At 54.8% G+C, this 21,195-nt stretch carries 20 protein-coding genes; 6 read left to right on the top strand and 14 right to left on the bottom strand.

The window, feature by feature from the left end; all coding sequences use genetic code 11:
- The first annotated feature begins 53 nt into the window (after positions 1 to 53).
- Complete coding sequence (gene thiL / locus ACOQH0_RS04970) at positions 54 to 1,025, top strand: thiamine-phosphate kinase (protein WP_256460026.1); 972 nt, start codon at positions 54 to 56, stop codon at positions 1,023 to 1,025.
- A 101-nt stretch (positions 1,026 to 1,126) separates the two neighbouring features.
- Here thiL and ACOQH0_RS04975 read toward each other — a convergent pair whose 3' ends face one another.
- From ACOQH0_RS04975 to xseB, 4 genes are all read right to left on the bottom strand, one after another.
- Positions 1,127 to 2,101 (bottom strand): aldo/keto reductase, encoded by a 975-nt coding sequence (locus tag ACOQH0_RS04975; RefSeq protein WP_089600900.1) that lies wholly within the window; start codon positions 2,099 to 2,101, stop codon positions 1,127 to 1,129.
- Positions 2,102 to 2,165: 64 nt separating this feature from the next.
- Entirely contained in the window at positions 2,166 to 4,028 is a 1,863-nt protein-coding gene (gene dxs, locus ACOQH0_RS04980; protein WP_421511664.1) for a 1-deoxy-D-xylulose-5-phosphate synthase, read from the bottom strand.
- Between the two features lie 24 nt (positions 4,029 to 4,052).
- A complete protein-coding gene (gene ispA / locus ACOQH0_RS04985; RefSeq protein ID WP_010428080.1) occupies positions 4,053 to 4,952 on the bottom strand; it encodes a (2E,6E)-farnesyl diphosphate synthase in 900 nt (299 codons plus the stop codon).
- Positions 4,953 to 5,195, bottom strand: coding sequence for an exodeoxyribonuclease VII small subunit (gene xseB, locus ACOQH0_RS04990; RefSeq protein WP_003859094.1), 243 nt, complete (start codon positions 5,193 to 5,195; stop codon positions 4,953 to 4,955).
- Between the two features lie 178 nt (positions 5,196 to 5,373).
- Between xseB and thiI the strand changes: the two genes are divergently transcribed.
- Positions 5,374 to 6,822, top strand: coding sequence for a tRNA uracil 4-sulfurtransferase ThiI (gene thiI / locus ACOQH0_RS04995; protein WP_126816831.1), 1,449 nt, complete (start codon positions 5,374 to 5,376; stop codon positions 6,820 to 6,822).
- A 67-nt stretch (positions 6,823 to 6,889) separates the two neighbouring features.
- On the opposite strand, the gene yajL is transcribed toward thiI, so the two are convergent.
- Both yajL and panE read right to left on the bottom strand, forming a co-directional pair.
- On the bottom strand, positions 6,890 to 7,480 hold the full coding sequence (gene yajL / locus ACOQH0_RS05000; RefSeq protein ID WP_010428087.1) for a protein deglycase YajL: 591 nt from the start codon (positions 7,478 to 7,480) through the stop codon (positions 6,890 to 6,892).
- Positions 7,443 to 8,354 (bottom strand): 2-dehydropantoate 2-reductase, encoded by a 912-nt coding sequence (gene panE / locus ACOQH0_RS05005; protein WP_421511665.1) that lies wholly within the window; start codon positions 8,352 to 8,354, stop codon positions 7,443 to 7,445. Before panE ends, yajL begins: the two co-directional genes overlap by 38 nt.
- Positions 8,355 to 8,479: 125 nt before the next feature.
- On the opposite strand from panE, the gene ACOQH0_RS05010 reads away from it, so the two are divergent.
- Complete coding sequence (locus tag ACOQH0_RS05010) at positions 8,480 to 8,971, top strand: YajQ family cyclic di-GMP-binding protein (RefSeq protein WP_042320808.1); 492 nt, start codon at positions 8,480 to 8,482, stop codon at positions 8,969 to 8,971.
- Positions 8,972 to 9,003: 32 nt separating this feature from the next.
- On the opposite strand, the gene ACOQH0_RS05015 is transcribed toward ACOQH0_RS05010, so the two are convergent.
- The 8 genes from ACOQH0_RS05015 to ACOQH0_RS05050 form a co-directional block, all read right to left on the bottom strand.
- The gene (locus ACOQH0_RS05015; RefSeq protein ID WP_421511666.1) at positions 9,004 to 10,365 is read right to left on the bottom strand and encodes an MFS transporter; all 1,362 of its coding nucleotides are present in this window, start codon (positions 10,363 to 10,365) and stop codon (positions 9,004 to 9,006) included.
- 214 nt (positions 10,366 to 10,579) lie between these two features.
- Positions 10,580 to 11,467 carry a heme o synthase gene (gene cyoE, locus ACOQH0_RS05020; RefSeq protein WP_010428092.1) on the bottom strand — a complete coding sequence of 296 codons (888 nt, stop codon included), beginning with the start codon at positions 11,465 to 11,467 and terminating at the stop codon, positions 10,580 to 10,582.
- 11 nt (positions 11,468 to 11,478) lie between these two features.
- Positions 11,479 to 11,805, bottom strand: a complete 327-nt coding sequence (locus tag ACOQH0_RS05025) for a cytochrome o ubiquinol oxidase subunit IV (protein WP_006809888.1) — start codon at positions 11,803 to 11,805, stop codon at positions 11,479 to 11,481.
- Complete coding sequence (locus ACOQH0_RS05030) at positions 11,805 to 12,419, bottom strand: cytochrome o ubiquinol oxidase subunit III (protein WP_006176900.1); 615 nt, start codon at positions 12,417 to 12,419, stop codon at positions 11,805 to 11,807. The genes ACOQH0_RS05025 and ACOQH0_RS05030 overlap by 1 nt, the downstream gene beginning before the upstream one ends.
- A complete protein-coding gene (gene cyoB / locus ACOQH0_RS05035; protein ID WP_089600909.1) occupies positions 12,409 to 14,400 on the bottom strand; it encodes a cytochrome o ubiquinol oxidase subunit I in 1,992 nt (663 codons plus the stop codon). Before cyoB ends, ACOQH0_RS05030 begins: the two co-directional genes overlap by 11 nt.
- Before the next feature lie 16 nt (positions 14,401 to 14,416).
- Positions 14,417 to 15,364 (bottom strand): cytochrome o ubiquinol oxidase subunit II, encoded by a 948-nt coding sequence (cyoA, locus tag ACOQH0_RS05040; RefSeq protein WP_089600911.1) that lies wholly within the window; start codon positions 15,362 to 15,364, stop codon positions 14,417 to 14,419.
- 478 nt (positions 15,365 to 15,842) lie between these two features.
- The gene (gene ampG / locus ACOQH0_RS05045) at positions 15,843 to 17,318 is read right to left on the bottom strand and encodes a muropeptide MFS transporter AmpG (RefSeq protein ID WP_421511667.1); all 1,476 of its coding nucleotides are present in this window, start codon (positions 17,316 to 17,318) and stop codon (positions 15,843 to 15,845) included.
- 47 nt (positions 17,319 to 17,365) lie between these two features.
- Positions 17,366 to 17,944, bottom strand: a complete 579-nt coding sequence (locus tag ACOQH0_RS05050) for a lipoprotein (RefSeq protein WP_010428101.1) — start codon at positions 17,942 to 17,944, stop codon at positions 17,366 to 17,368.
- Positions 17,945 to 18,249: 305 nt separating this feature from the next.
- On the opposite strand from ACOQH0_RS05050, the gene bolA reads away from it, so the two are divergent.
- From bolA to clpP, 3 genes are all read left to right on the top strand, one after another.
- Positions 18,250 to 18,567 carry a transcriptional regulator BolA gene (gene bolA / locus ACOQH0_RS05055; RefSeq protein ID WP_010428102.1) on the top strand — a complete coding sequence of 106 codons (318 nt, stop codon included), beginning with the start codon at positions 18,250 to 18,252 and terminating at the stop codon, positions 18,565 to 18,567.
- A gap of 330 nt (positions 18,568 to 18,897) precedes the next feature.
- Positions 18,898 to 20,196 (top strand): trigger factor, encoded by a 1,299-nt coding sequence (gene tig, locus ACOQH0_RS05060; protein WP_421511668.1) that lies wholly within the window; start codon positions 18,898 to 18,900, stop codon positions 20,194 to 20,196.
- Positions 20,197 to 20,455: 259 nt separating this feature from the next.
- Complete coding sequence (gene clpP, locus ACOQH0_RS05065) at positions 20,456 to 21,079, top strand: ATP-dependent Clp endopeptidase proteolytic subunit ClpP (RefSeq protein WP_010428105.1); 624 nt, start codon at positions 20,456 to 20,458, stop codon at positions 21,077 to 21,079.
- Positions 21,080 to 21,195: the final 116 nt, after the last annotated feature.

Below are 21,195 nucleotides of genomic sequence, written 5' to 3' on the forward strand. Positions count from 1 at the left end.
CCTGACGGGCAGTGCGGCTCCGGTTTTTTCTTTTATTTGCTGAGGCATAACGTATGGCATGCGGCGAATTCTCCCTGATTGCCCGTTATTTCGACCGTGTCAGAACCTCTCGTCTTGATGTTGAAACCGGCATTGGCGATGACTGTGCACTTCTCAATATTCCCGAAAAACAGACGCTGGCAATCAGCACCGACACCCTGGTGTGCGGGCGTCATTTCCTGCCCGATATCGATCCTGCCGATCTGGCGTATAAAGCGCTGGCGGTGAACGTTAGCGATCTGGCGGCAATGGGTGCCGATCCTGCCTGGCTGACGCTGGCTCTGACGCTGCCAGAGGTGGATGAAGCCTGGCTGGAAGCGTTTAGCGACACGCTGTTTGAACAGCTGAATTATTACGATATGCAGTTGATTGGCGGTGATACCACTGCCGGGCCGCTGTCGATGACGCTGGCGATCCACGGCTATGTGCCGCTCGGCCGCGCGCTGAAGCGCTCGGGTGCAAAACCAGGCGACTGGATCTACGTGACCGGTACGCCGGGTGACAGCGCGGCAGGGCTGGCGATCCTTCAGAGCCGTTTAACGGTTGGAGATGCTGATGATGCGGCGTATCTGGTGAAGCGCCATCTGCGGCCAACGCCGCGTATTCTGCACGGCCAGGCGCTGCGCGAGCGGGCAAGCTCGGCTATCGATCTCTCTGACGGGCTGATCTCCGATCTCGGGCATATCCTGAAGGCCAGCGGCGTGGGCGCACGCGTTGACCTGGATCTGTTCCCGCTGTCGGAGCAACTGCTTCGCCATGTCGAACCTGAGCAGGCGCTGCGCTGGGCGCTGTCCGGGGGTGAAGACTACGAGCTGTGCTTCACCGTACCGGAGCTGAACCGCGGAACGCTGGACGTGGCGTTAGCGCATCTCGGCGCGAAATTTACCTGCATCGGGCAGATTATGCCGGAGAGCGAAGGGCTGAAGTTTGTCCGTGAAGGTGCGCCGGTGACGCTAGACTGGAAAGGGTACGATCACTTCGCGTAAGTTTGTGCGCTCTGTATTGTCGGGTGGCGCTGCGCTTACCCGGCCTACAAATAGGGTGCGATCGTAAGCCGGGTAAGGCGAAGCCGCCACCCGGCAAGTGTTTACTTAAACCCCACCACCGGATGCTGCTGATACGGCGTCTCAAGCTCGGCAATCTGCTCCGGCGTCAGCGTAATGTCCACCGCATTCAGCAGCTCATCCAGCTGTTCTTCCCGCGACGTGCCGATAATCGGTGCCGCAACCCCGCGTTTGCTCAGCAGCCAGGCCAGCGCCACCTGGGCGCGGGTTGCACCGGTATCGTCGGCAATGCCTGCCAGACGCTCGGCAATCAGCGCATCGCTGGCTTCTGTACCGCCATAGAGATTTTTTCCCACTTCATCCGATACCAGGCGAGCTGTGGTTTCGCCCCACGGACGGGTCAGTCGACCGCGCGCCAGCGGGCTCCACGGGATCACCGCCACGCCCTCCTGATGGCACAGCGGCAGCATCTCGCGCTCTTCTTCACGATAGATCAGGTTGTAGTGATCCTGCATGGTGACAAAGCGTGCCCAGCCGTGCTGTGCCTGGAGATCCAGCGCCTGGGCAAACTGCGACGCGTGCATAGACGACGCGCCGATGTAGCGTGCTTTACCGGCTTTCACCACGTCGTTCAGCGCTTCAAGGGTTTCTTCAATGGGGGTGTTGTAATCCCAGCGGTGGATCTGCAGCAGGTCGACGTAATCCATGTTCAGGCGTCTGAGACTGTCATCAATGGAGCGAAGGATTTGCGCGCGAGAAAGGCCTTCGGGCAGATCGCCCGTCTGGTGATAAACCTTGGTAGCGACGACGATCTCATCCCGCCGGGAAAAGTCGCGCAGAGCGCGGCCAACGATCTCCTCGCTGCTGCCGTCGGAGTAGCTGTTGGCGGTGTCAAAGAAGTTAATGCCGCCTTCAATGGCGCGTTTGATAATCGGACGACTGCTCTCTTCCGGCAGCGTCCAGGCGTGGTTTCCCCGATCCGGCTCGCCAAAGGTCATGCAGCCCAGGCAAAGTCGGGAAACCTTAAGGTCCGTTTTTCCTAACGTAGTGTATTGCACGGTTCCGCTCCTGCTGTTTTAAACATGAGGTTTAAGCATAGCAGGAGCAGAAAAGGGGAAAGGGTTATGCCAGCCAGCTGCGGATTTTGGCTTCGATACCTGCGGCATCCAGACCAATCGCCGCGCGGGCTTCGTCCTGGGTACCTTGCGGAATGAAATGATCCGGCAGGCCGAGGTTCAGCACCGGAACGGCTTTACGGTTTGCCATCAGCACCTCGTTTACGCCGCTGCCCGCGCCGCCCATGATGGCGTTTTCTTCCAGCGTCACCAGCACGTCGTGGTTTTCCGCCATGCTCAGGATCAGGGACTCATCGAGCGGCTTAACGAAGCGCATATCCACCAGCGTGGCATTCAGCGTTTCGGCTACTTTTGACGCTTCCGGCATCAGTGTGCCGAAGTTCAGGATCGCCACTTTCTCACCGCGACGCTTCACCAGGCCTTTACCGATAGCCAGTTTTTCCAGCGGCTGAAGTTCAACGCCCAGGGCATTGCCGCGCGGGTAGCGAACCGCGCTCGGACCGTCCTGATAGTGGTAACCGGTAAACAGCATCTGGCGACATTCGTTCTCGTCGCTCGGCGTCATGATCACCATGTCCGGGATGCAGCGCAGGAAAGAGAGATCAAATGCGCCCTGGTGCGTCTGACCGTCGGCACCCACGATGCCCGCGCGGTCGATAGCAAACAGCACCGGCAGCTTCTGGATGGCAACGTCGTGAATAACCTGATCGTAGGCGCGTTGCAGGAAGGTGGAGTAAATTGCCACCACCGGCTTGTAGCCACCGATCGCCAGACCCGCCGCAAACGTCACCGCATGTTGCTCGGCGATGGCGACGTCAAAATACTGGTCAGGGTATTTTTTGGAAAACTCGACCATGCCGGAGCCTTCACGCATGGCGGGCGTCACAGCCATCAGCTTGTTGTCTTTGGCCGCGGTTTCACACAGCCAGTCGCCGAAGATTTTCGAATAGCTCGGCATACCGCCGCTGCTTTTTGGCAGACAGCCGCTGGTATGGTCAAACTTCGGCACCGCGTGGAAGGTGATCGGATCTTTTTCCGCCGGTTCGTAGCCACGCCCTTTTTTGGTCATGATGTGCAGGAACTGCGGGCCTTTCAGGTCGCGCATGTTCTTGAGCGTGGTCACCAGCCCCAGTACGTCGTGGCCGTCAACCGGGCCGATGTAGTTAAAGCCCAGCTCTTCGAACAGCGTGCCCGGCACCACCATGCCTTTGATGTGTTCTTCGGTACGCTTGAGCAGCTCTTTAATCGGCGGTACGCCGGAAAAGACTTTTTTGCCGCCTTCGCGCAGCGAGGAGTAAAGCTTGCCGGAAAGCAGCTGTGCCAGATGGTTATTCAGCGCACCCACGTTCTCGGAGATCGACATTTCGTTATCGTTAAGGATAACCAACATGTCCGGCTTGATATCACCCGCGTGGTTCATTGCCTCGAAGGCCATACCCGCAGTGATCGCCCCGTCGCCAATCACGCAGACGGTACGGCGCTGTTTGTTCTCTTTTTCTGCGGCAACGGCAATACCGATACCCGCTGAAATGGAGGTAGAGGAGTGACCGACGCTCAGCACGTCATACTCGCTCTCGCCGCGCCACGGGAACGGGTGCAGGCCGCCTTTCTGGCGAATAGTGCCAATTTTATCACGACGACCGGTCAGAATTTTGTGCGGATAGGCCTGGTGGCCTACATCCCAGATGAGCTGATCGAACGGCGTGTTATAGACGTAATGCAGCGCCACGGTCAGCTCAACCGTGCCAAGCCCGGAGGCGAAATGGCCGCTGGAGCGGCTAACGCTGTCGAGCAGGTAGCGACGCAGTTCGTCGCACAGCTTCGGCAGGCTCTCTTTCGGCAACAGGCGTAACTCCTGGGTGGAGTCAACTAACGCCAGTGTCGGGTATTTGGCAATATCAAAACTCATCAAAGGCTCATCGAGATAGGTTGTTTATTTATCACGCTGGATTATGTAGTCCGCTAGCGCTTCCAGTGCCGAGGTATCCAGCGATTGCGCGGCCAGCTGATTCAGCGACTGGCGGGCATCCTCTATCAGGTCCCGGGCTTTACGTTGGGCTTGCTCAAGACCCAGCAGGGCGGGGTAGGTACTTTTGCCAAGCTGCTGGTCCGCACCCTGACGTTTACCCAATGTTGCAGTATCGCCCACCACATCCAGAATGTCATCCTGAACCTGGAATGCCAGACCGATACTTTCTGCGTATCTGTCCAGAATCGGCAGGGCTTTGCGCCCGTGTTCACCCGCGCTCAGCGCGCCCAGGCGAACGGCTGCACGAATGAGCGCACCCGTCTTATGGCGATGAATGCGCTCCAGCTGTTCCAGATTAACCTGACGACCTTCCGCCTCTAAATCCAGTGCCTGACCGCCGCACATCCCGGCGACGCCGCTGGCCATTGCCAGTTCGGAGACCATCGCCAGACGGTCGCGATCGGCCACTTCCGCCATCGGTGCATCGCTTAAAATCGAGAATGCCAGCGTTTGAAGAGCATCCCCCGCCAGAATGGCATTCGCCTCGCCAAACTTAATGTGGCAGGTTGGCTGACCGCGACGCAGATCGTCGTCGTCCATGGCCGGGAGATCGTCGTGGATCAGCGAATAGGCGTGGATGCACTCCACGGCGGCTGCCGGGGCGTCCAGCGTGTTATCGCTGATACCGAACATATTCCCCGTGGCGTACACCAGGAACGGGCGCAGGCGCTTTCCACCCAAGAGTGCGCCATAGTGCATGGCTTCAACCAGTGGAGTGTTCTGAAAAGGCTGCGGTTCAATGAAACGGCGCAGGGCATCATTGGCGCGAACAACGCGCGCCTGAAGCGCGTTAGCAAAATCCATTTACTCGGCGTCCGGTGTGAAAGGCGTGGTTTTCGCGTCTTCGCTGTCGGAAAGCAGGATCTGCACGCGCTGCTCGGCCTGCTGCAGTTTAACCTGCCCCTGGCGCGCCAGCTGCACGCCACGTTCGAATTCGTTGAGCGCGTCTTCCAGCGGGAGATCGCCGCTCTCAAGACGGGTAACTATCTGCTCCAGCTCACTCAGCGCAGTTTCAAAACTGGCCGGTGCGTCGTTCTTCTTCGGCATAGTGAATTGACTCTTATATTCTTCGCCCCATCATGGTAACGGACTCGGGGCAATTATCAAATAACGCGAGCGGCGCGATGGTGGTATACTTGCGCGCCTGGATGCAGCCACGGGTGTGGGCTGCTGTATCATTTTCCATTACAAGCCTTAATACGCTTGCCTAAGAAACATTGCCGCCATGAAGTTTATCATTAAATTGTTCCCTGAAATCACCATCAAAAGCCAATCTGTGCGTTTGCGCTTTATTAAAATTCTCACCGGGAACATTCGTAACGTATTAAAGCACTACGACGAAACCCTCGCCGTGGTGCGTCACTGGGACCACGTGGAAGTGCGCGCCAAAGACGAAAACAAACGTCTTGATATCCGCGACGCGCTGACCCGTATTCCGGGTATTCACCATATTCTGGAAGTGGAAGACGTCCCTTTCACCTCTATGCACGACATCTTCGAAAAAGCGCTGGTGCAGTATCGCGATCAGATCGAAGGCAAAACCTTCTGCGTGCGCGTGAAGCGTCGCGGCAAGCACGAGTTTAGCTCTATTGAAGTTGAACGCTACGTGGGCGGCGGTCTGAACCAGCACGTCGAAACGGCGCGCGTGCGTCTGACCAACCCAGACGTGACCGTGAACCTGGAGATCGAAAACGATCGCCTGCTGCTGGTAAAAGGGCGCTATGAAGGCATCGGTGGCTTCCCAATCGGCACTCAGGAAGACGTATTGTCGCTGATCTCCGGCGGCTTCGACTCCGGCGTCTCCAGCTATATGCTGATGCGTCGCGGCTGTCGCGTACACTATTGTTTCTTCAACCTGGGCGGCGCGGCGCACGAAATCGGCGTTCGTCAGGTGGCGCATTACCTGTGGAACCGCTTCGGCAGCTCCCACCGCGTGCGTTTTGTGGCGATCAACTTCGAACCCGTGGTCGGCGAAATCCTCGAAAAAGTGGACGACGGCCAGATGGGCGTGGTGCTGAAGCGCATGATGGTACGTGCGGCGTCTAAAGTGGCTGAACGCTACGGCGTGCAGGCGCTGGTGACCGGTGAAGCGCTGGGCCAGGTTTCCAGCCAGACGCTGACCAACCTGCGCCTGATCGACAACGTGTCTGATACGCTGATCCTGCGTCCGCTGATCTCCCACGACAAAGAGCACATCATCGATCTGGCGCGCGAAATCGGCACCGAAGATTTTGCCCGCACCATGCCGGAATACTGCGGCGTGATCTCAAAAAGCCCAACCGTGAAAGCGGTGAAGGCGAAGATCGAAGCGGAAGAAGAGCACTTCGATTTCGGCATTCTGGAAAAAGTGGTGGCGGAAGCGTCCAACATTGATATCCGCGAGATTGCCCAGCAGACCGAGCAGGAAGTGGTTGAAGTTGAAACCGTGAGCGGTTTCGGTGCTAACGATGCGATTCTGGATATCCGCTCTATCGACGAGCAGGATGACAAGCCGCTGAAAGTTGAAGGCGTGGACGTGGTTTCTCTGCCGTTCTACAAGCTGAGCACCAAGTTTGGCGATCTCGACCAGAGCAAAACGTATCTGCTGTGGTGTGAGCGCGGGGTGATGAGCCGCCTGCAGGCGCTGTATCTGCGCGAGCAGGGCTTTGCCAATGTGAAGGTGTATCGCCCGTAGTTTCTCGCCGGGGAGTGCGGCCTGATGCCCTCACCCCGACCCTCTCCCACAGGGAGAGGGAGAACACCTATTCGTAATAATTATAAATCCCCGCCGGCATCACCAGCGACGATGCCACTTCGTACGCTTTCTCGCGTCCGACAAGCAGGTCAATAATCTTCAGCGCAAAATCAATCGCGGTGCCTGGCCCCTGGCTGGTGAGCAGGTTGACGCGCGGATCCCAGACCACGCGTTTATCCACCCAATGCTCTTCCGGGATCGTATCCTTAAGCCCCGGGAAGCCGGTCATGTTGCCGATGGGAAAGATATCGTGCGGCACCAGAACCGTTCCTGCTGCGGCACAGATAGCCGCGACGATGCGGCCGGATAAATGAAACTGACGCACGGTTTCAACCAGCAGCGGGCTGTCGCGAAAACATTCCGCGCCTTTCAGGCCGCCGGGCAGGACGATGATGTCGTACTCTCCGTCAGCCACCTGTACCAGCGGTGCATCCGCCAGGATTTTCACCCCGCGTGAACAGGTGATTGCCAGATTACCGTCGCTGGCGACACTGGCGGTGGTGACCTTAATGCCGCCACGCACCATCAAATCGATAGTGGTGACGGCTTCCATCTCTTCGCTACCAGGGGCGAGGCAAATCAGTGCCGACGCGCTCATATTCACTCTCCTTACGTTTAACCAGGTCATACAGTCGGGCGTTTTCCGGCACGGCGATGCCGTGCGCGCGGGCGCGTTTTAGCAGATAGCCAGTGATGTAGTCGATCTCCGTGTGGCGTAACGCCCGAACGTCCTGCAGCATCGAGGAGATATTTTCTGCCGTACTATCAATAACCTGCTCGACATAATAGCGTAAATCATCCGCCGAGGTATGCAGGCCTTCACGTTCAATCACCGAGGCGACTTCTTCACACAGCGCGGCAATCTCCTGAGGATGGTTTTTCAGCTCACCGTTCGGGCAGTCCCACAGCGCCGTCAGCGGGTTGATCACGCAATTCACCGCCAGTTTGCGCCACAGCTGAGGGCGGATGTTGTTGTGCCAGGCGACGTCTGGCAGCACTTTCTGTAACACGTCCGCCAGATAACTGTAGTCGCCGTCCTGCTCGCGGGCCGGACCGATATGGGTCACGCCGCTCGCAACATGCACGATGATATTGCCATCGCGCCGCGCCGCCTGAGTCGTGGTGGCCATTAGCAGCGGCTGCGTGATGCTCATGAGTTCATCAATGGTTCCCATGCCATTATGCAGCAGCAAAATGGGTGCTGTGGGGGGGAGCTGCGCGGCCAGCGCTTTTACCGCATCGGAAACCTGCCACGCCTTGAGCGTCACCAGCAGCAGGTCGCTTTGCGCAAGGAAATCAGGATCATTGGCGGTAAGGGATTCGTTAAAGATACTTCCGTCTTCATCAATCAGGTTTACACTGCAATAGGGCTGAGGTACGCGCAGCCAGCCCTGTACCTCATGTCCGTGCTTACATAGCGCGGTCAGCCATAGCTGACCCAGGGCTCCGCAACCGAGCACTGTAATTTTCATTGTTCCTCCTCACCTGCAACTGCGCCAGGTGCTACGGCCTAAGTATAGCGCCGTCGACTATGCTTTTGAGTTATGCCTTGTTGCGGGTATTATGCAACGCAACAAAAATGAAGGGAGAAGAAAAGATGCCATCTTTCGATATTGTTTCCGAAGTTGATATCCAGGAAGTGCGTAACGGCGTGGATAACGCAAGCCGTGAAGTTGAGTCACGTTTCGATTTCCGTGGCGTTGAGGCGACGTTTGAACTGAACGACGCAAATAAGACCATTAAGGTGCTGAGCGAGTCTGATTTCCAGGTCAATCAGCTGCTCGACATTCTGCGCGCCAAGCTGTTAAAGCGCGGCATTGAAGGTACCTCGCTGGACGTGCCGGAAGAGTTTGTCCACAGCGGCAAAACCTGGTTCGTGGAAGCGAAGCTGAAGCAGGGCATTGAGAGCGCGGTGCAGAAGAAGATCGTGAAGCTCATCAAAGACAGCAAGCTGAAGGTGCAGGCGCAAATCCAGGGCGAAGAGATTCGCGTGACCGGGAAATCTCGCGACGACCTGCAGGGCGTGATGGCGCTGATCCGCGGCGGCGATCTGGGACAGCCGTTCCAGTTCAAAAACTTCCGCGATTAAGACAAAAATGCCCGGTTCAACCGGGCATTTTTTTAAGCTTTCAGGGCCTGCTCCACCTCGAAGCGGTTGGTCACCTTGCTGTCTATTTTAACGTAAGCGCTACGTTCCTCCGGAACTATCAGCACTTCAGTCACGCCTTCTTTTGCTTCCAGACGCTGTTTGAGCGCATCACCGACGTCGACCTCTTCCGGAATTTCCACGCGCAGGCTGCTCACGTAGCGCGGCTCTTTCATGGTACTGGCAACCAGCAGCCAGACCATCGCCAGCAGCGCACCGGCGAGAAACACGGTTTGCGAATCAAACAGGCCGTCCACCCAGCCGCCGAGCGAGCCGCCAATGGCCACCCCGAGGAACTGGCTGGTGGAGTAAATGCCCATTGCCGTACCCTTATAGCCCGCCGGAGATTCTTTACTGATAAGCGACGGCAGCAGCGCTTCCATCAGGTTAAACGCCAGGAAGAACAGCTGTACGCCAGCAACCAGTTCCCAGAAGTGCGGGCCGGAGCCCCAGAGCACGATCTCGGCAATCAGCAGCAACGCCACGCAGCCCACGAAAACGCGCTTCATCTTGCGCTTCACTTCGGCGTAGATGATAAACGGCACCACGGAGACAAATGAGATCAGCATCGTCACCAGATAGATTTTCCAGTGCTCGGCGGCAGGGAAGCCCGCAGCGGCAAGCTGGCCGGGCAGGGCGACGAAGGTGGACATCAGCAGAATGTGCAGGCACATAATACCGAAGTTCAGCTTGAGCAGGCGCGGCTCGACAATCACCTTGCTGAAGCAGCCTTTCACCATTCCGGATTCACGGTTCAGAACGTGGTTTTTGCTGTCCGGCACCACCCACAGGGTAAGCGCGATCCCGATGGTCGCCAGCACGGCAATCATCCAGAACAGGGCGTGCAGCCCCAGTTTGTGGGTGATGACAGGGCCGAGCACCATCGCAATCGCAAACGTCACGCCAAAGCTGACGCCGATAAAGGCCATTGCCTTGGTGCGGTTCTGCTCGCGGGTGAGATCTGACAGCAGCGCCATCACGGCGGCGGCAATCGCGCCGGAGCCCTGCAGGGCGCGGCCAAGAATAATTCCCCAGATAGAGTGGGAGAGGGCGGCAATTACGCTACCGAGTACAAAGACTAGCAGACCGCCGACAATCAGTGGTTTACGACCCACCCGGTCAGAGAGCAGGCCAAAGGGGATCTGGAATACCGCCTGCGCCAGTCCGTAGATGCCAATGGCCAGACCAATCAGCGCTTCGCTGGCTCCCTGTAGCGCCATGCCGTACGTGGTCAGAACAGGCAGGACCATAAACATGCCAAGCATCCGTAGCGAGAAAACAGTCCCTAAACCCCAGGTCGCGCGTAGCTCGCCCGGCGTCATTTTATAATCGTTCATTGCCACCTCAATTCAAAAGCAGGCACTAGTTTAGGCGGGGTGTTAATTGCGGTAAATAGGTGTTTGTTTAAGAGATATTACCATCGTGCAAAACCGCGTCAGGTGGCGGCGATGCCTTACCCGACCTACCGATCCCGTAGGCCCGTGCAAGCGTAGCGCCGCCGGGCAAAAAAAAAAGCCAGGTGATTAACCTGGCTTTTTCAATTCAGCACACTTACCAGACGTAAGTGAGCAGGTTGTGTGAATCCGGCACCATAAAATCTACGGACATCATCACGGACAGCGAGGTGATGGCGACAATCGAGAACACAAACAGCTTGCGCGCCCAGACTTTGTCATCTTCCACTTTGTAACCGCGCAGCGCCATGCCGAGCCACCAGACGCTCACTGCAGCCGCCACCACCAGATATTTATACCCGGCGTAGCCGCCCAGAGAGAGCATCAGCGTTGCCACAGCAAAGGCGATGATGTAGAGCGTGATGTGGTTCTTGGCAACGGAAATGCCCTTCACGACCGGCAGAACCGGAATGTTCGCTGCCTGATAATCCTTAAAGCGGAAAATCGCGATGGCATAGGAGTGCGGCATCTGCCACAGGCTAAAGATAGCCAGCAGGATCAGCGCACCGCTGTCGAACTCGTTCGTGACTGCGCAGTAGCCAATCACCGGCGGCGCAGCGCCGGAGAGAGAACCAATCAGCGTGCCGTAGACGGAGTGACGCTTCATATACAGGCTGTAGACGCCCACATAGACCACGAACCCCATCACCCCCAGCCAGCAGGCCAGCGGGTTAGCACCAAACCACAGCAGCATAAAGCCAGCAATACCCAGCAAGGTGGCGTACACCAGCGAGACGGAAGGGGCGATCAGGCCTTTCACCAGCACCCGATTTTTGGTCCTTTCCATCTTCTTGTCGATATCCATGTCGATGTAGTTGTTAAATACACAACCGGACGCAACAACCAGTGACACACCGACCAGCGTGTAGATAAAGAGGGTGTAATCAATGCTGCCCTTAGAGGCCAGCAGGAACCCTCCGATCACGGAGATCAGGTTGCCAAAGATGATGCCTGGTTTCGTTACTTGCAGGTATTGCTTAAACATACTCGCCGCTCTTAGTGAACCATCATGTTGTAGTTAAGGTTCCACATAATCCAGATGGAACCGACTACCAGGATAGCGATGATAATCACGGTAAAGATAAAGGCCGTCATATTCCAGCCTTCATCGGACTTGGTGTTCATGTGCAGGAAGCAAACCAGATGCACCAGAATCTGAATCACAGCGGTTACCAGGATTGCGCCCAGGATAACCGGCTTAGACGCAGAACCGTTCATCACCATCCAGAACGGGATCACCGTCAGGATGATCGACAGGATGAAACCTGTCATGTAGGTTTTTACGCTGCCGTGGGAAGCGCCATGATCGTTTGAATGACTCATTACATCGCCCCCATCAGATAGACAACAGAGAACACACAGATCCATACCACGTCCAGGAAGTGCCAGAACAGGCTCAGGCACATGATACGGGTACGGTTAGTGCTGGTCAGGCCGCGACGGGATACCTGGAACATCAGTACCGCCATCCAGATCAGACCAGAGGTTACGTGCAGACCATGAGTACCGACCAGCGCGAAGAACGCGGACAGGAAGCCACTGCGATCCGGACCGAAACCTTCCATGATCAGGTGATGGAATTCATAGATTTCCATCCCGATAAATCCAGCACCAAACAACCAGGTCAACGCCAGCCAGGAGACAACCTGGCTCTTGTTGTTTTTGTACATGGCGATAGCCGCCATGCCGTAGGTGATGGAGCTGAATAACAGCAGTGCGGTTTCAACCAGAACGAACGGCAGTTCAAAGATGTCCTTACCGGTCGGGCCGCCCGCTGTGCCGTTCACCAGAACGGCATAGGTTGCGAACAGACAGCAGAACAGAATGCAGTCGCTCATCAGGTAGATCCAGAAACCGAAGACTTTCATCGGTCCTGTATCGTGGTGCGCATGTTCATGCGCGTGGGCAGTTGAGTGCGCCAGAGTATCAGTTGCCATTTTTCAGCCCCGCTTTAGAAATCTCGTCGAAATGCTGATTTTCCAGCTTTTCAACTTCACGGACTGGTACGTAGTAGTCCACGTCCTCGTCAAAGCTCTTCACAATCCAGCTGATTACGATGCCGGCGAAGCCAACAATCGCCATCCACCAGATGTGCCAGATCATTGCGAAACCAAATACCGTTGCGAATGCGGCAATCACGATGCCCGCGCCGCTGTTTTTCGGCATGTGGATCTCTTCGTAATGAGCAGGTTGCTTGTACGCTTCACCTTTTTCTTTCATTTCCCAGAATGCGTCGCGTTCATGGATCTGCGGCACAACGGCAAAGTTATAGAACGGCGGTGGAGAAGAGGTCGCCCACTCCAGCGTACGGCCACCCCATGGGTCACCGGTCAGGTCACGGTTCTGGTCGCGGTCGCGAATAGACACGTAGAACTGAATCAGCTGAGACGCGATACCACAGGCAATCAGCACTGCGCCGCCCGCTGCAACCATCAGCATTGGGTGGAACTGCGGATCGATCTGCTGGCTCAGACGACGGGTCATACCCATGAAGCCCAGCACGTACAGCGGCATAAATGCTACGAAGAAGCCGATGATCCAGAACCAGAACGCGCGTTTACCCCATTTTTCGTTCAGCGTGAAGCCGAACGCTTTTGGCCACCAGTAGGTTACGCCAGCGAAGCAGCCGAAGACCACGCCACCGATGATAACGTTATGGAAGTGCGCAATCAGGAACAGACTGTTGTGCAGCACGAAGTCAGCACCCGGTACCGCCAGCAGTACGCCGGTCATCCCACCTACGGAGAAGGTCACGATGAAGCCGATGGTCCACAGCATTGCTGAGTGGAACACGATACGGCCCTGGTACATGGTGAACAGCCAGTTGAAGATCTTCACCCCGGTAGGGATGGCGATAATCATGGTCGTAATACCGAAGAAGGCGTTTACGTTCGCGCCCGCACCCATGGTGAAGAAGTGGTGCAGCCAAACGATGAACGACAGAACGGTAATACAGACGGTTGCCCACACCAGAGAGGTGTAACCAAACAGACGTTTACGCGAGAAGGTTGCAGCGATTTCGGAGAACACACCGAAGACCGGCAGAACCAGGATGTACACTTCCGGGTGACCCCAGGCCCAAATCAGGTTGATGTACATCATCATGTTGCCACCCATATCATTCGTGAAGAAATGGGTGCCCAGGTAGCGGTCCAGGGTCAGCAGCGCGATGGTGACGGTCAGGATTGGGAAGGACGCAATAATCAGGATGTTGGCGCACAGAGATGCCCAGGTAAATACCGGCATCTTGAACATGGTCATGCCAGGGGCACGCATCTTGATAATGGTCACGAAGAAGTTGATACCGGTCAGGGTCGTACCGACACCGGAGAGCTGAAGCGCCCAAATCCAGTAGTCGACGCCAACGCCCGGACTGTACTCAATTCCCGACAGCGGCGGGTACGCCAGCCAGCCGGTCTGAGCAAATTCGCCCACACCCAGTGACAGGTTAACCAGGATAACGCCGACAACCGTGAACCAGAAGCTCAGGTTGTTCAGGAACGGGAACGCCACGTCGCGCGCGCCGATTTGCAGCGGAACGACAACGTTCATCAGACCGATAACCAGCGGCATCGCCACGAAGAAGATCATGATAACGCCGTGGGCGGTAAAGATCTGATCGTAGTGGTGCGGCGGCAGGAAGCCGGCTTCACCCGCCGAGGCGAGTGCCTGCTGGCTACGCATCATGATCGCATCCGCAAAGCCACGAATTAACATGACGATACCGACGATGCAGTACATGATGCCGAGTTTTTTGTGGTCAACCGAAGTCAGCCACTCATTCCACAGGTAGCTCCACTTACCGAAGTAAGTGATCAAGCCCAGTAAGGCTGCGCCACCGATGATAATTGCAGCCACCGTAACCACGATAATGGGTTCGTGGTAGGGCACTGCATCCAGTGTCAATTTTCCGAACATTTTCTTCCTCGGCCCCTTAGTGAGCGGTTTCCGCGTGGCTCATGTCCATGCCTTCCATACCTTCGTGCGCGCTGTGCTCGCCTTCAGGCTGGGTCATGTCCATGCTCTTGCCGTGATCCATAAATTTGCCAATGACGTCTTTAAACAAATCAGGTTTCACGTTAGAGAAGTACTCCACCTTGTTGTATTCGCTAGGCGTAGCCACTTTTTCGAACGCCGCCATGTCAGACATGGTGTTAGTAGACTGCTTCGCTTTTTCAACCCACTGGTCGAAAGCGGCACGGTCTGGCGTTGCGATAGCTTTGAACTTCATACCTGAGAAGCCCGGGCCGCTATAGCTGGCGGAGATACCATCATAGGTGCCTGCTTCATTCGCGATCAGGTGCAGGTTAGTCTGCATACCGGCCATCGCGTAAATCTGGCTACCCAGACGCGGGATGAAGAAGGAGTTCATTACGGAGTTGGAGGTCACTTTGAACTGAACCGGAGTGTTCGCCGGGAAGGCGATTTCATTCACGGTAGCAATGCCCTGCTCTGGATAGATGAAGAACCATTTCCAGTCCATGGAGACCACTTCAATGGTAATAGGTTTCTCATCGTGAACCAGCGGTTTGCTTGGCTCAAGTGCGTGAGTGGTTTTCCAGGTCAGAACGGCAAGGAACAGGATGATCAGAATAGGTACCGTCCAGACCACAGCTTCCACTTTATTGGAGTGTGACCAGTTAGGGCTATACTTCGCATCTTTATTGCTCGCACGATACTTCCAGGCGAAACCAACTGCCATCAAAATGGCTGGAATAACCACAATCATCATCAGGCCAAATGCCGTCAGAATCAGTGAACGTTGTTCCAGTCCAATCTGTCCTTTGGGGTCTAGTAGTGCAGAATCGCAGCCACTGAGTAATACAGTGCCCGCGAATAATGACAACCATCCCAAACTTTTATTGTATTTCCCGAGTCTCATTTAACGACCTCAATTCCACGGAGTCTGGTGGCGTTTAAAGTGTGGGGGCATTTTACGGGAAGGTTACATTACTGTAAACATCATTAGGCCTGTGTCAGGAAGGTGTTACTGGGTTCTGCCGCACATGTCACAAGTGTTGCAAATTATGTCGCTTTTTAAGACATAAGCCGCATGGCGCGGGCTTTATAACGAAAGGACCCCCAAGCATACCCTAAAAGGGGCAATTGGTATAACCATTGTTAAAAATACACAAAAAATTAACAATTAATTATCAATAAAAAGACAACTAAAAAACGAAAATTCAATGTTTCAAATGCTGAATCGTTTAATGAGAAAATAGAGTTTGGAATTGACTCCAATAATTTCCAGAAGCTATCCCGCACAAAACAACAAATATTTTTTTTCGCGATTGTCGGTTATTTCACCGTTATAATTTCACTTCGTGATTACAACGGGAAATAACCTTTCGTTTTTTTCTTCAGCTCATCTGCGTTTTGCGCAATGCCAGAAAATCGAGAAGTCCCCCGATCAGGATCCCGGCGATGGCGAGCAGGGCACCCACGTCCAGCAGGAGCGTTTCGAGCGGGAGCGTCAGAGAGGTGGTTGCATTAATGATGAGTACGACAAGCCACAATCCCAGCGCAAGGCACCCCACCGTTAACAACCGTAAGGCAAAACGGTAGGCGCGGTGATACTCGGTACGCGGCATAAAGTGTTCAGTACGCTGGGTATATTCCAGCGTCTGACGACACACCAGCAGCAATAAAATCCCCGGCACGGCGGCAACCACCGAGAAGAGATAAAATGTCGGCCAGCCGTGGGCTTCAACGAACCAGCCTGCAATGGGGCCGACGTATACGCGGCCCACGGCGGAAAGTGCTGAAAGCAGGGCAAACTGCGTGGCGGAAAATGATTTGTTGCACAGGGTCATCAGCAGGGCGACAAAGGCTGCCGTCCCCATTCCGCCGCAGAGGTTTTCAAAGAACACGGCTGCCGCCATGCTGATCATATGCTTATCGGTAATCGACAGCAGCCAGTAGCCCGCGTTCGATGCCCCTTGCAGGATGCCGAAGATCAGCAGGGCGCGAAACAGCGTCAGCCGCTGCATCAACACGCCGCCGTACAAGGCGCCGACGATAGTTGCAAACAGTCCCAGCGTTTTATTCACCACGCCAACTTCCCCGGCATCAAAACCGACGCCGCGTATGAGGAAGGTCGTGGTCAGACTCATAGCAAAGGCGTCGCCGAGCTTATACAGGACAATCAGCAGCAAAATCAGCCAGGCATTGTTGCGGCCAAAAAAATCACGCAATGGTTCAGCGACGGCCTGCTCCAGCGAGCGTGGAACCGGGATCACATCGCTCGGTTCAGGCGCGAACAAGGTGGCAATAATGCAGGGGATCAGCAGTGCGGCCATCAGCCAGTACATGCCCTGCCAGCCGAGATAGCGGTCAGCAAGCCACAGTGCGAGTCCACCGGAAACCAGCATGCCCAGTCGATAGCCCAGCACGCTGATGGCGGCACCCGCACCACGCTCTTCCGCTGGCAACACGTCCGTTTTCCAGGCATCGAACACGATATCCTGCGACGCGGAACAGAAGGCAATCACCACCGCAAGCGCCGCCATCCAGCGCAATTGCGTGGAAGGTTCGAGGAAGCCCATGGCGGCAATGGCCAGCAGTAACAACACCTGCGTCATGACCAGCCAACCGCGACGCCGCCCGAGGAACGGCGGCGTATAACGGTCCATCACCGGAGACCAGAGGAACTTAAAGACGTAAGCCTGGCCGACAAGCGAGAAGAAGCCGATGGTTTTGAGATCGATATTCTCGACGGTCATCCACGCCTGTAAGGTGCCGGAGGTGAGCGCGAGGGGTAAACCGGAGGCGAAACCGAGGATCAGCAGAATGGCTGATTTCGGTTTCTGGAAAATGCGTAAGTAGTGACTGGACATGTTTTTATTGAAACTGACCCGGCTAAGCGCCGGGTCAGTGCGCAGAATTAACGAGCGTTCTGCTTGATGAAGTCATGAATGCTGGTGTCCTGCGCCATATCGGCGATGGTATCAGTCAGCACGCTGTTTACCGCGTTAGCAATGTTCTGGTTGGATGCCTGGAACGCACCTTCAACAGAGTAGCTGGCGCGGTAATTTTTGGTCATCTTGTTGCCGTTTTTCGCGGTAGCAATGATGGCGATATCCGCTTTGGTCGCGATGTTGTAGCGCACGTTACCCTGGGAGACGTCAGCGTACAGGTTGTTCACGATGATCTGCAGATCAACCGCGCCGCTTGGCCCAATCATATAACCGCGAGAGGTCATCTGCTTCTCGAGCACTTCCTGCAGCAGGAAGCGCAGGTCGCGGGAGGCGGTCAGCGTAACCTGCTGGTTATCGCGGGTCACTTTTGCCAGCGCCTGGTCCTGACGCTGATCGGCACCGTTAATGCTCACGGTCACACCCATCAGGCTTGGATCCTGCTGAGGCAGGGTAATTTTTGGTGACACATCAATAGTCGTTGGCGGGGTTGCGCAGCCTGCCAGCATAAAAAGTGCTACCAACGGAAAGAAGAGTTTTTTTAACATTTTCAGGTTCTCAACGAATCGTAAGCATATAAAGAGAAAAATTGTCGCCATCATAACATCGCTAACGGCGAGGGGAAGTGGTCAACGCATGTAAATTCATCGCCTTGTCCGAAAACTGACCAGTTCACCGTTTTTCTCAATCCGTGTATGACAAAACGTATGAGCCTCACAGTGAACTTCATTCGTTTGAATGAGAAAATCAGACGAAAGCTAAATATTTGTTGTCAAGGTGTAATGGAAACGGTAAAAGCGGCTAACATTTAAAGGGATGGGTGACATCCTGGCGTTGTCGGAGGAGTAATTTCATGATGATACGTGAGCAGATAGAAGATAAATTAAGGGCAGCTTTTAACCCTGTGTTTCTCGAAGTTGTCGACGAAAGCTATCGTCATAACGTACCGGCGGGTTCTGAAAGCCACTTTAAAGTGGTTCTGGTCAGCGATCGTTTCCTGGGAGAGCGTTTCCTGAACCGACATCGCTTGATCTACAGTACCCTGACGGAAGAACTCTCCACAACCGTACATGCGCTGGCGCTGCATACCTACACCATTAAGGAATGGGAAGGCTTGCAGGATACGGTATTCGCATCACCGCCTTGTCGCGGCGCAGGCACCATAGCCTGATAAATCGGATTTGCAACCGCTGGAGCTTTTCCAGTATGTTGCTTGCAGATTTCCTCAAAACGGCCTCCGGGCCGTTTTGTTTTGTCTGAGTTTTGAGCGGATGGTGCGATTTTAAGGCTAAAAATAGCCTTAAAGTGTGAAAAAAGCCGCAGCAACATGCCCCAACCGTTCTCGACTCACCTAAGTGATGCCGCTATAATGCCGCGTCTTATTGAATGTCTTCGGGATGATTCTGGCGACAGGGAATGTGAATCTGCACTAAGAGAGCATCCCGGTAAAACAGACAGATTCAGAGTTGACCGAGCACTGTGATTTTTTTGAGGTAACAAGATGCAAGTTTCAGTTGAAACCACTCAAGGCCTTGGCCGCCGTGTAACGATTACTATCGCTGCTGACAGCATCGAAACTGCTGTGAAAAGCGAGCTGGTCAACGTAGCAAAAAAAGTACGTATTGACGGCTTCCGCAAGGGCAAAGTACCAATGAATGTTGTTGCTCAGCGTTATGGCGCTTCCGTGCGTCAGGATGTGCTGGGTGAACTGATGAGCCGTAACTTTATTGATGCGATCATCAAAGAAAAAATCAATCCAGCCGGCGCGCCGAACTACGTTCCAGGCGAATACAAACAGGGCGAAGACTTCACCTACTCCATAGAGTTCGAAGTGTACCCAGAAGTTGAGCTGAAAGGTCTGGAGTCTATCGAAGTTGAGAAACCTGTTGTTTCCGTGACTGACGAAGACGTTGACGGCATGCTGGACACCCTGCGCAAGCAGCAGGCGAACTGGAAAGAGAAAGAAGGCGCTGTTGACGCTGAAGACCGCGTTACCATCGACTTCACCGGTTCTGTAGACGGCGAAGAGTTCGAAGGCGGCAAAGCGTCTGACTTCGTACTGGCAATGGGCCAGGGCCGTATGATCCCAGGCTTCGAAGACGGTATCAAAGGCCACAAGGCTGGCGAAGAGTTCACTATCGACGTGACCTTCCCGGAAGAATACCACGCTGAAAACCTGAAAGGTAAAGCAGCGAAGTTCGTCATCAACCTGAAGAAAGTGGAAGAGCGCGAACTGCCAGAACTGACTGAAGAATTCATCAAGCGTTTCGGCGTGGAAGATGGTTCTGTTGCTGGCCTGCGTACCGAAGTGCGTAAGAACATGGAGCGCGAGCTGAACGGCGCTGTGCGTAACCGTGTGAAATCTCAGGCGATTGACGGTCTGGTGAAAGCGAACGACATCGACGTTCCTGCTGCCCTGATCGACAGCGAAATCGACGTACTGCGCCGTCAGGCTGCACAGCGTTTCGGTGGCAACCAGCAGCAAGCGATGGAACTGCCACGCGAGCTGTTCGAAGAGCAAGCGAAACGTCGCGTTGTTGTTGGCCTGCTGCTGGGCGAAGTCATTCGTACCCACGAGCTGAAAGCTGACGAAGAGCGTGTGAAAGGCCTGATCGAAGAGATGGCTTCTGCATACGAAGATCCATCAGAAGTGATCGAGTTCTACGGTAAGAACAAAGAGCTGATGGACAACATGCGCAACGTCGCACTGGAAGAACAGGCTGTTGAAGCGGTACTGGCGAAAGCTAAAGTGTCCGAAAAAGCGACCTCTTTCAACGAACTGATGAACCAGCAGGCGTAATTTCGCCCCAACGGTTTAAAGTTTGAACAAAAACCCGTTGCCTTTTGGCGACGGGTTTTTTTTATCACACCAATAGCCCAGGAAGAGTGCTAAAACGCCCTTTCAGTGTTAGCGTAACAACAAAAGGTTGTTATGCTTGAAATAGGGCAATGTGAACCCCATAAGTATGGAATCACGATGAATGAGACTGGCTGATAATCCGTCCATAAGGTTACAATCAGTACAGCAGGTGTTTTCAATTTAGATCCAGGAGACGGAAATGTCATACAGTGGCGAACGAGATAACTTTGCACCCCATATGGCTCTGGTGCCAATGGTTATTGAACAGACCTCACGTGGTGAGCGTTCTTTTGATATCTATTCCCGTCTGCTCAAGGAACGCGTTATCTTTCTGACCGGCCAGGTGGAAGACCACATGGCTAACCTGATCGTGGCGCAGATGCTGTTTCTGGAAGCGGAAAACCCGGAAAAAGACATTTACCTTTACATTAACTCCCCTGGTGGCGTGATTACCGCAGGTATGTCCATTTATGACACCATGCAATTCATCAAGCCTGATGTAAGCACTATCTGTATGGGTCAGGCTGCATCTATGGGCGCGTTCCTGTTAACTGCAGGGGCGAAGGGTAAGCGTTTCTGCCTGCCTAATTCCCGCGTGATGATTCACCAGCCGCTGGGGGGTTACCAGGGCCAGGCGACGGATATCGAAATCCACGCCCGAGAAATTCTGAAAGTTAAAGCGCGCATGAATGAACTTATGGCGCAGCATACGGGTCAACCCCTCGAGCAGATCGAGCGCGATACCGAGCGCGATCGCTTCCTCTCTGCTCCAGAGGCAGTTGAGTACGGCTTAGTCGACTCCGTGTTAACCCATCGTAATTGATGCCCGCGACGCGAGTGTGCCGCTATACTAAAGTAGGGCGGCACGCTGCTTTAAGCAGCTTGCGTCTGAGATTGGCATTTGCGTCGTCATGTGCGGCACAAAGAACTTAAAAAGAG

The sequence above is a fragment of the Enterobacter sp. JS8-1 genome (assembly GCF_049187015.1).
GTDB lineage: Bacteria > Pseudomonadota > Gammaproteobacteria > Enterobacterales > Enterobacteriaceae > Enterobacter > Enterobacter mori.

Bases quoted from the DNA above. Each gene is read 5' to 3' on its own strand.
- tig (WP_421511668.1), top strand. From the start codon at position 18,898: ATGCAAGTTTCAGTTGAAACCACTCAAGGCCTTGGCCGCCGTGTAACG.
- bolA (WP_010428102.1), top strand. From the start codon at position 18,250: ATGATGATACGTGAGCAGATAGAAGATAAATTAAGGGCAGCTTTTAAC.
- panE (WP_421511665.1), bottom strand. From the start codon at position 8,354: ATGAAAATTACAGTGCTCGGTTGCGGAGCCCTGGGTCAGCTATGGCTG.
- ACOQH0_RS05050 (WP_010428101.1), bottom strand. From the start codon at position 17,944: ATGTTAAAAAAACTCTTCTTTCCGTTGGTAGCACTTTTTATGCTGGCA.
- clpP (WP_010428105.1), top strand. From the start codon at position 20,456: ATGTCATACAGTGGCGAACGAGATAACTTTGCACCCCATATGGCTCTG.
- ispA (WP_010428080.1), bottom strand. From the start codon at position 4,952: ATGGATTTTGCTAACGCGCTTCAGGCGCGCGTTGTTCGCGCCAATGAT.
- ACOQH0_RS05015 (WP_421511666.1), bottom strand. From the start codon at position 10,365: ATGAACGATTATAAAATGACGCCGGGCGAGCTACGCGCGACCTGGGGT.
- ACOQH0_RS05025 (WP_006809888.1), bottom strand. From the start codon at position 11,805: ATGAGTCATTCAAACGATCATGGCGCTTCCCACGGCAGCGTAAAAACC.
- ACOQH0_RS05010 (WP_042320808.1), top strand. From the start codon at position 8,480: ATGCCATCTTTCGATATTGTTTCCGAAGTTGATATCCAGGAAGTGCGT.
- yajL (WP_010428087.1), bottom strand. From the start codon at position 7,480: ATGAGCGCGTCGGCACTGATTTGCCTCGCCCCTGGTAGCGAAGAGATG.
- ACOQH0_RS05030 (WP_006176900.1), bottom strand. From the start codon at position 12,419: ATGGCAACTGATACTCTGGCGCACTCAACTGCCCACGCGCATGAACAT.
- xseB (WP_003859094.1), bottom strand. From the start codon at position 5,195: ATGCCGAAGAAGAACGACGCACCGGCCAGTTTTGAAACTGCGCTGAGT.
- thiI (WP_126816831.1), top strand. From the start codon at position 5,374: ATGAAGTTTATCATTAAATTGTTCCCTGAAATCACCATCAAAAGCCAA.
- ampG (WP_421511667.1), bottom strand. From the start codon at position 17,318: ATGTCCAGTCACTACTTACGCATTTTCCAGAAACCGAAATCAGCCATT.
- cyoA (WP_089600911.1), bottom strand. From the start codon at position 15,364: ATGAGACTCGGGAAATACAATAAAAGTTTGGGATGGTTGTCATTATTC.
- thiL (WP_256460026.1), top strand. From the start codon at position 54: ATGGCATGCGGCGAATTCTCCCTGATTGCCCGTTATTTCGACCGTGTC.
- cyoE (WP_010428092.1), bottom strand. From the start codon at position 11,467: ATGTTTAAGCAATACCTGCAAGTAACGAAACCAGGCATCATCTTTGGC.
- cyoB (WP_089600909.1), bottom strand. From the start codon at position 14,400: ATGTTCGGAAAATTGACACTGGATGCAGTGCCCTACCACGAACCCATT.
- dxs (WP_421511664.1), bottom strand. From the start codon at position 4,028: ATGAGTTTTGATATTGCCAAATACCCGACACTGGCGTTAGTTGACTCC.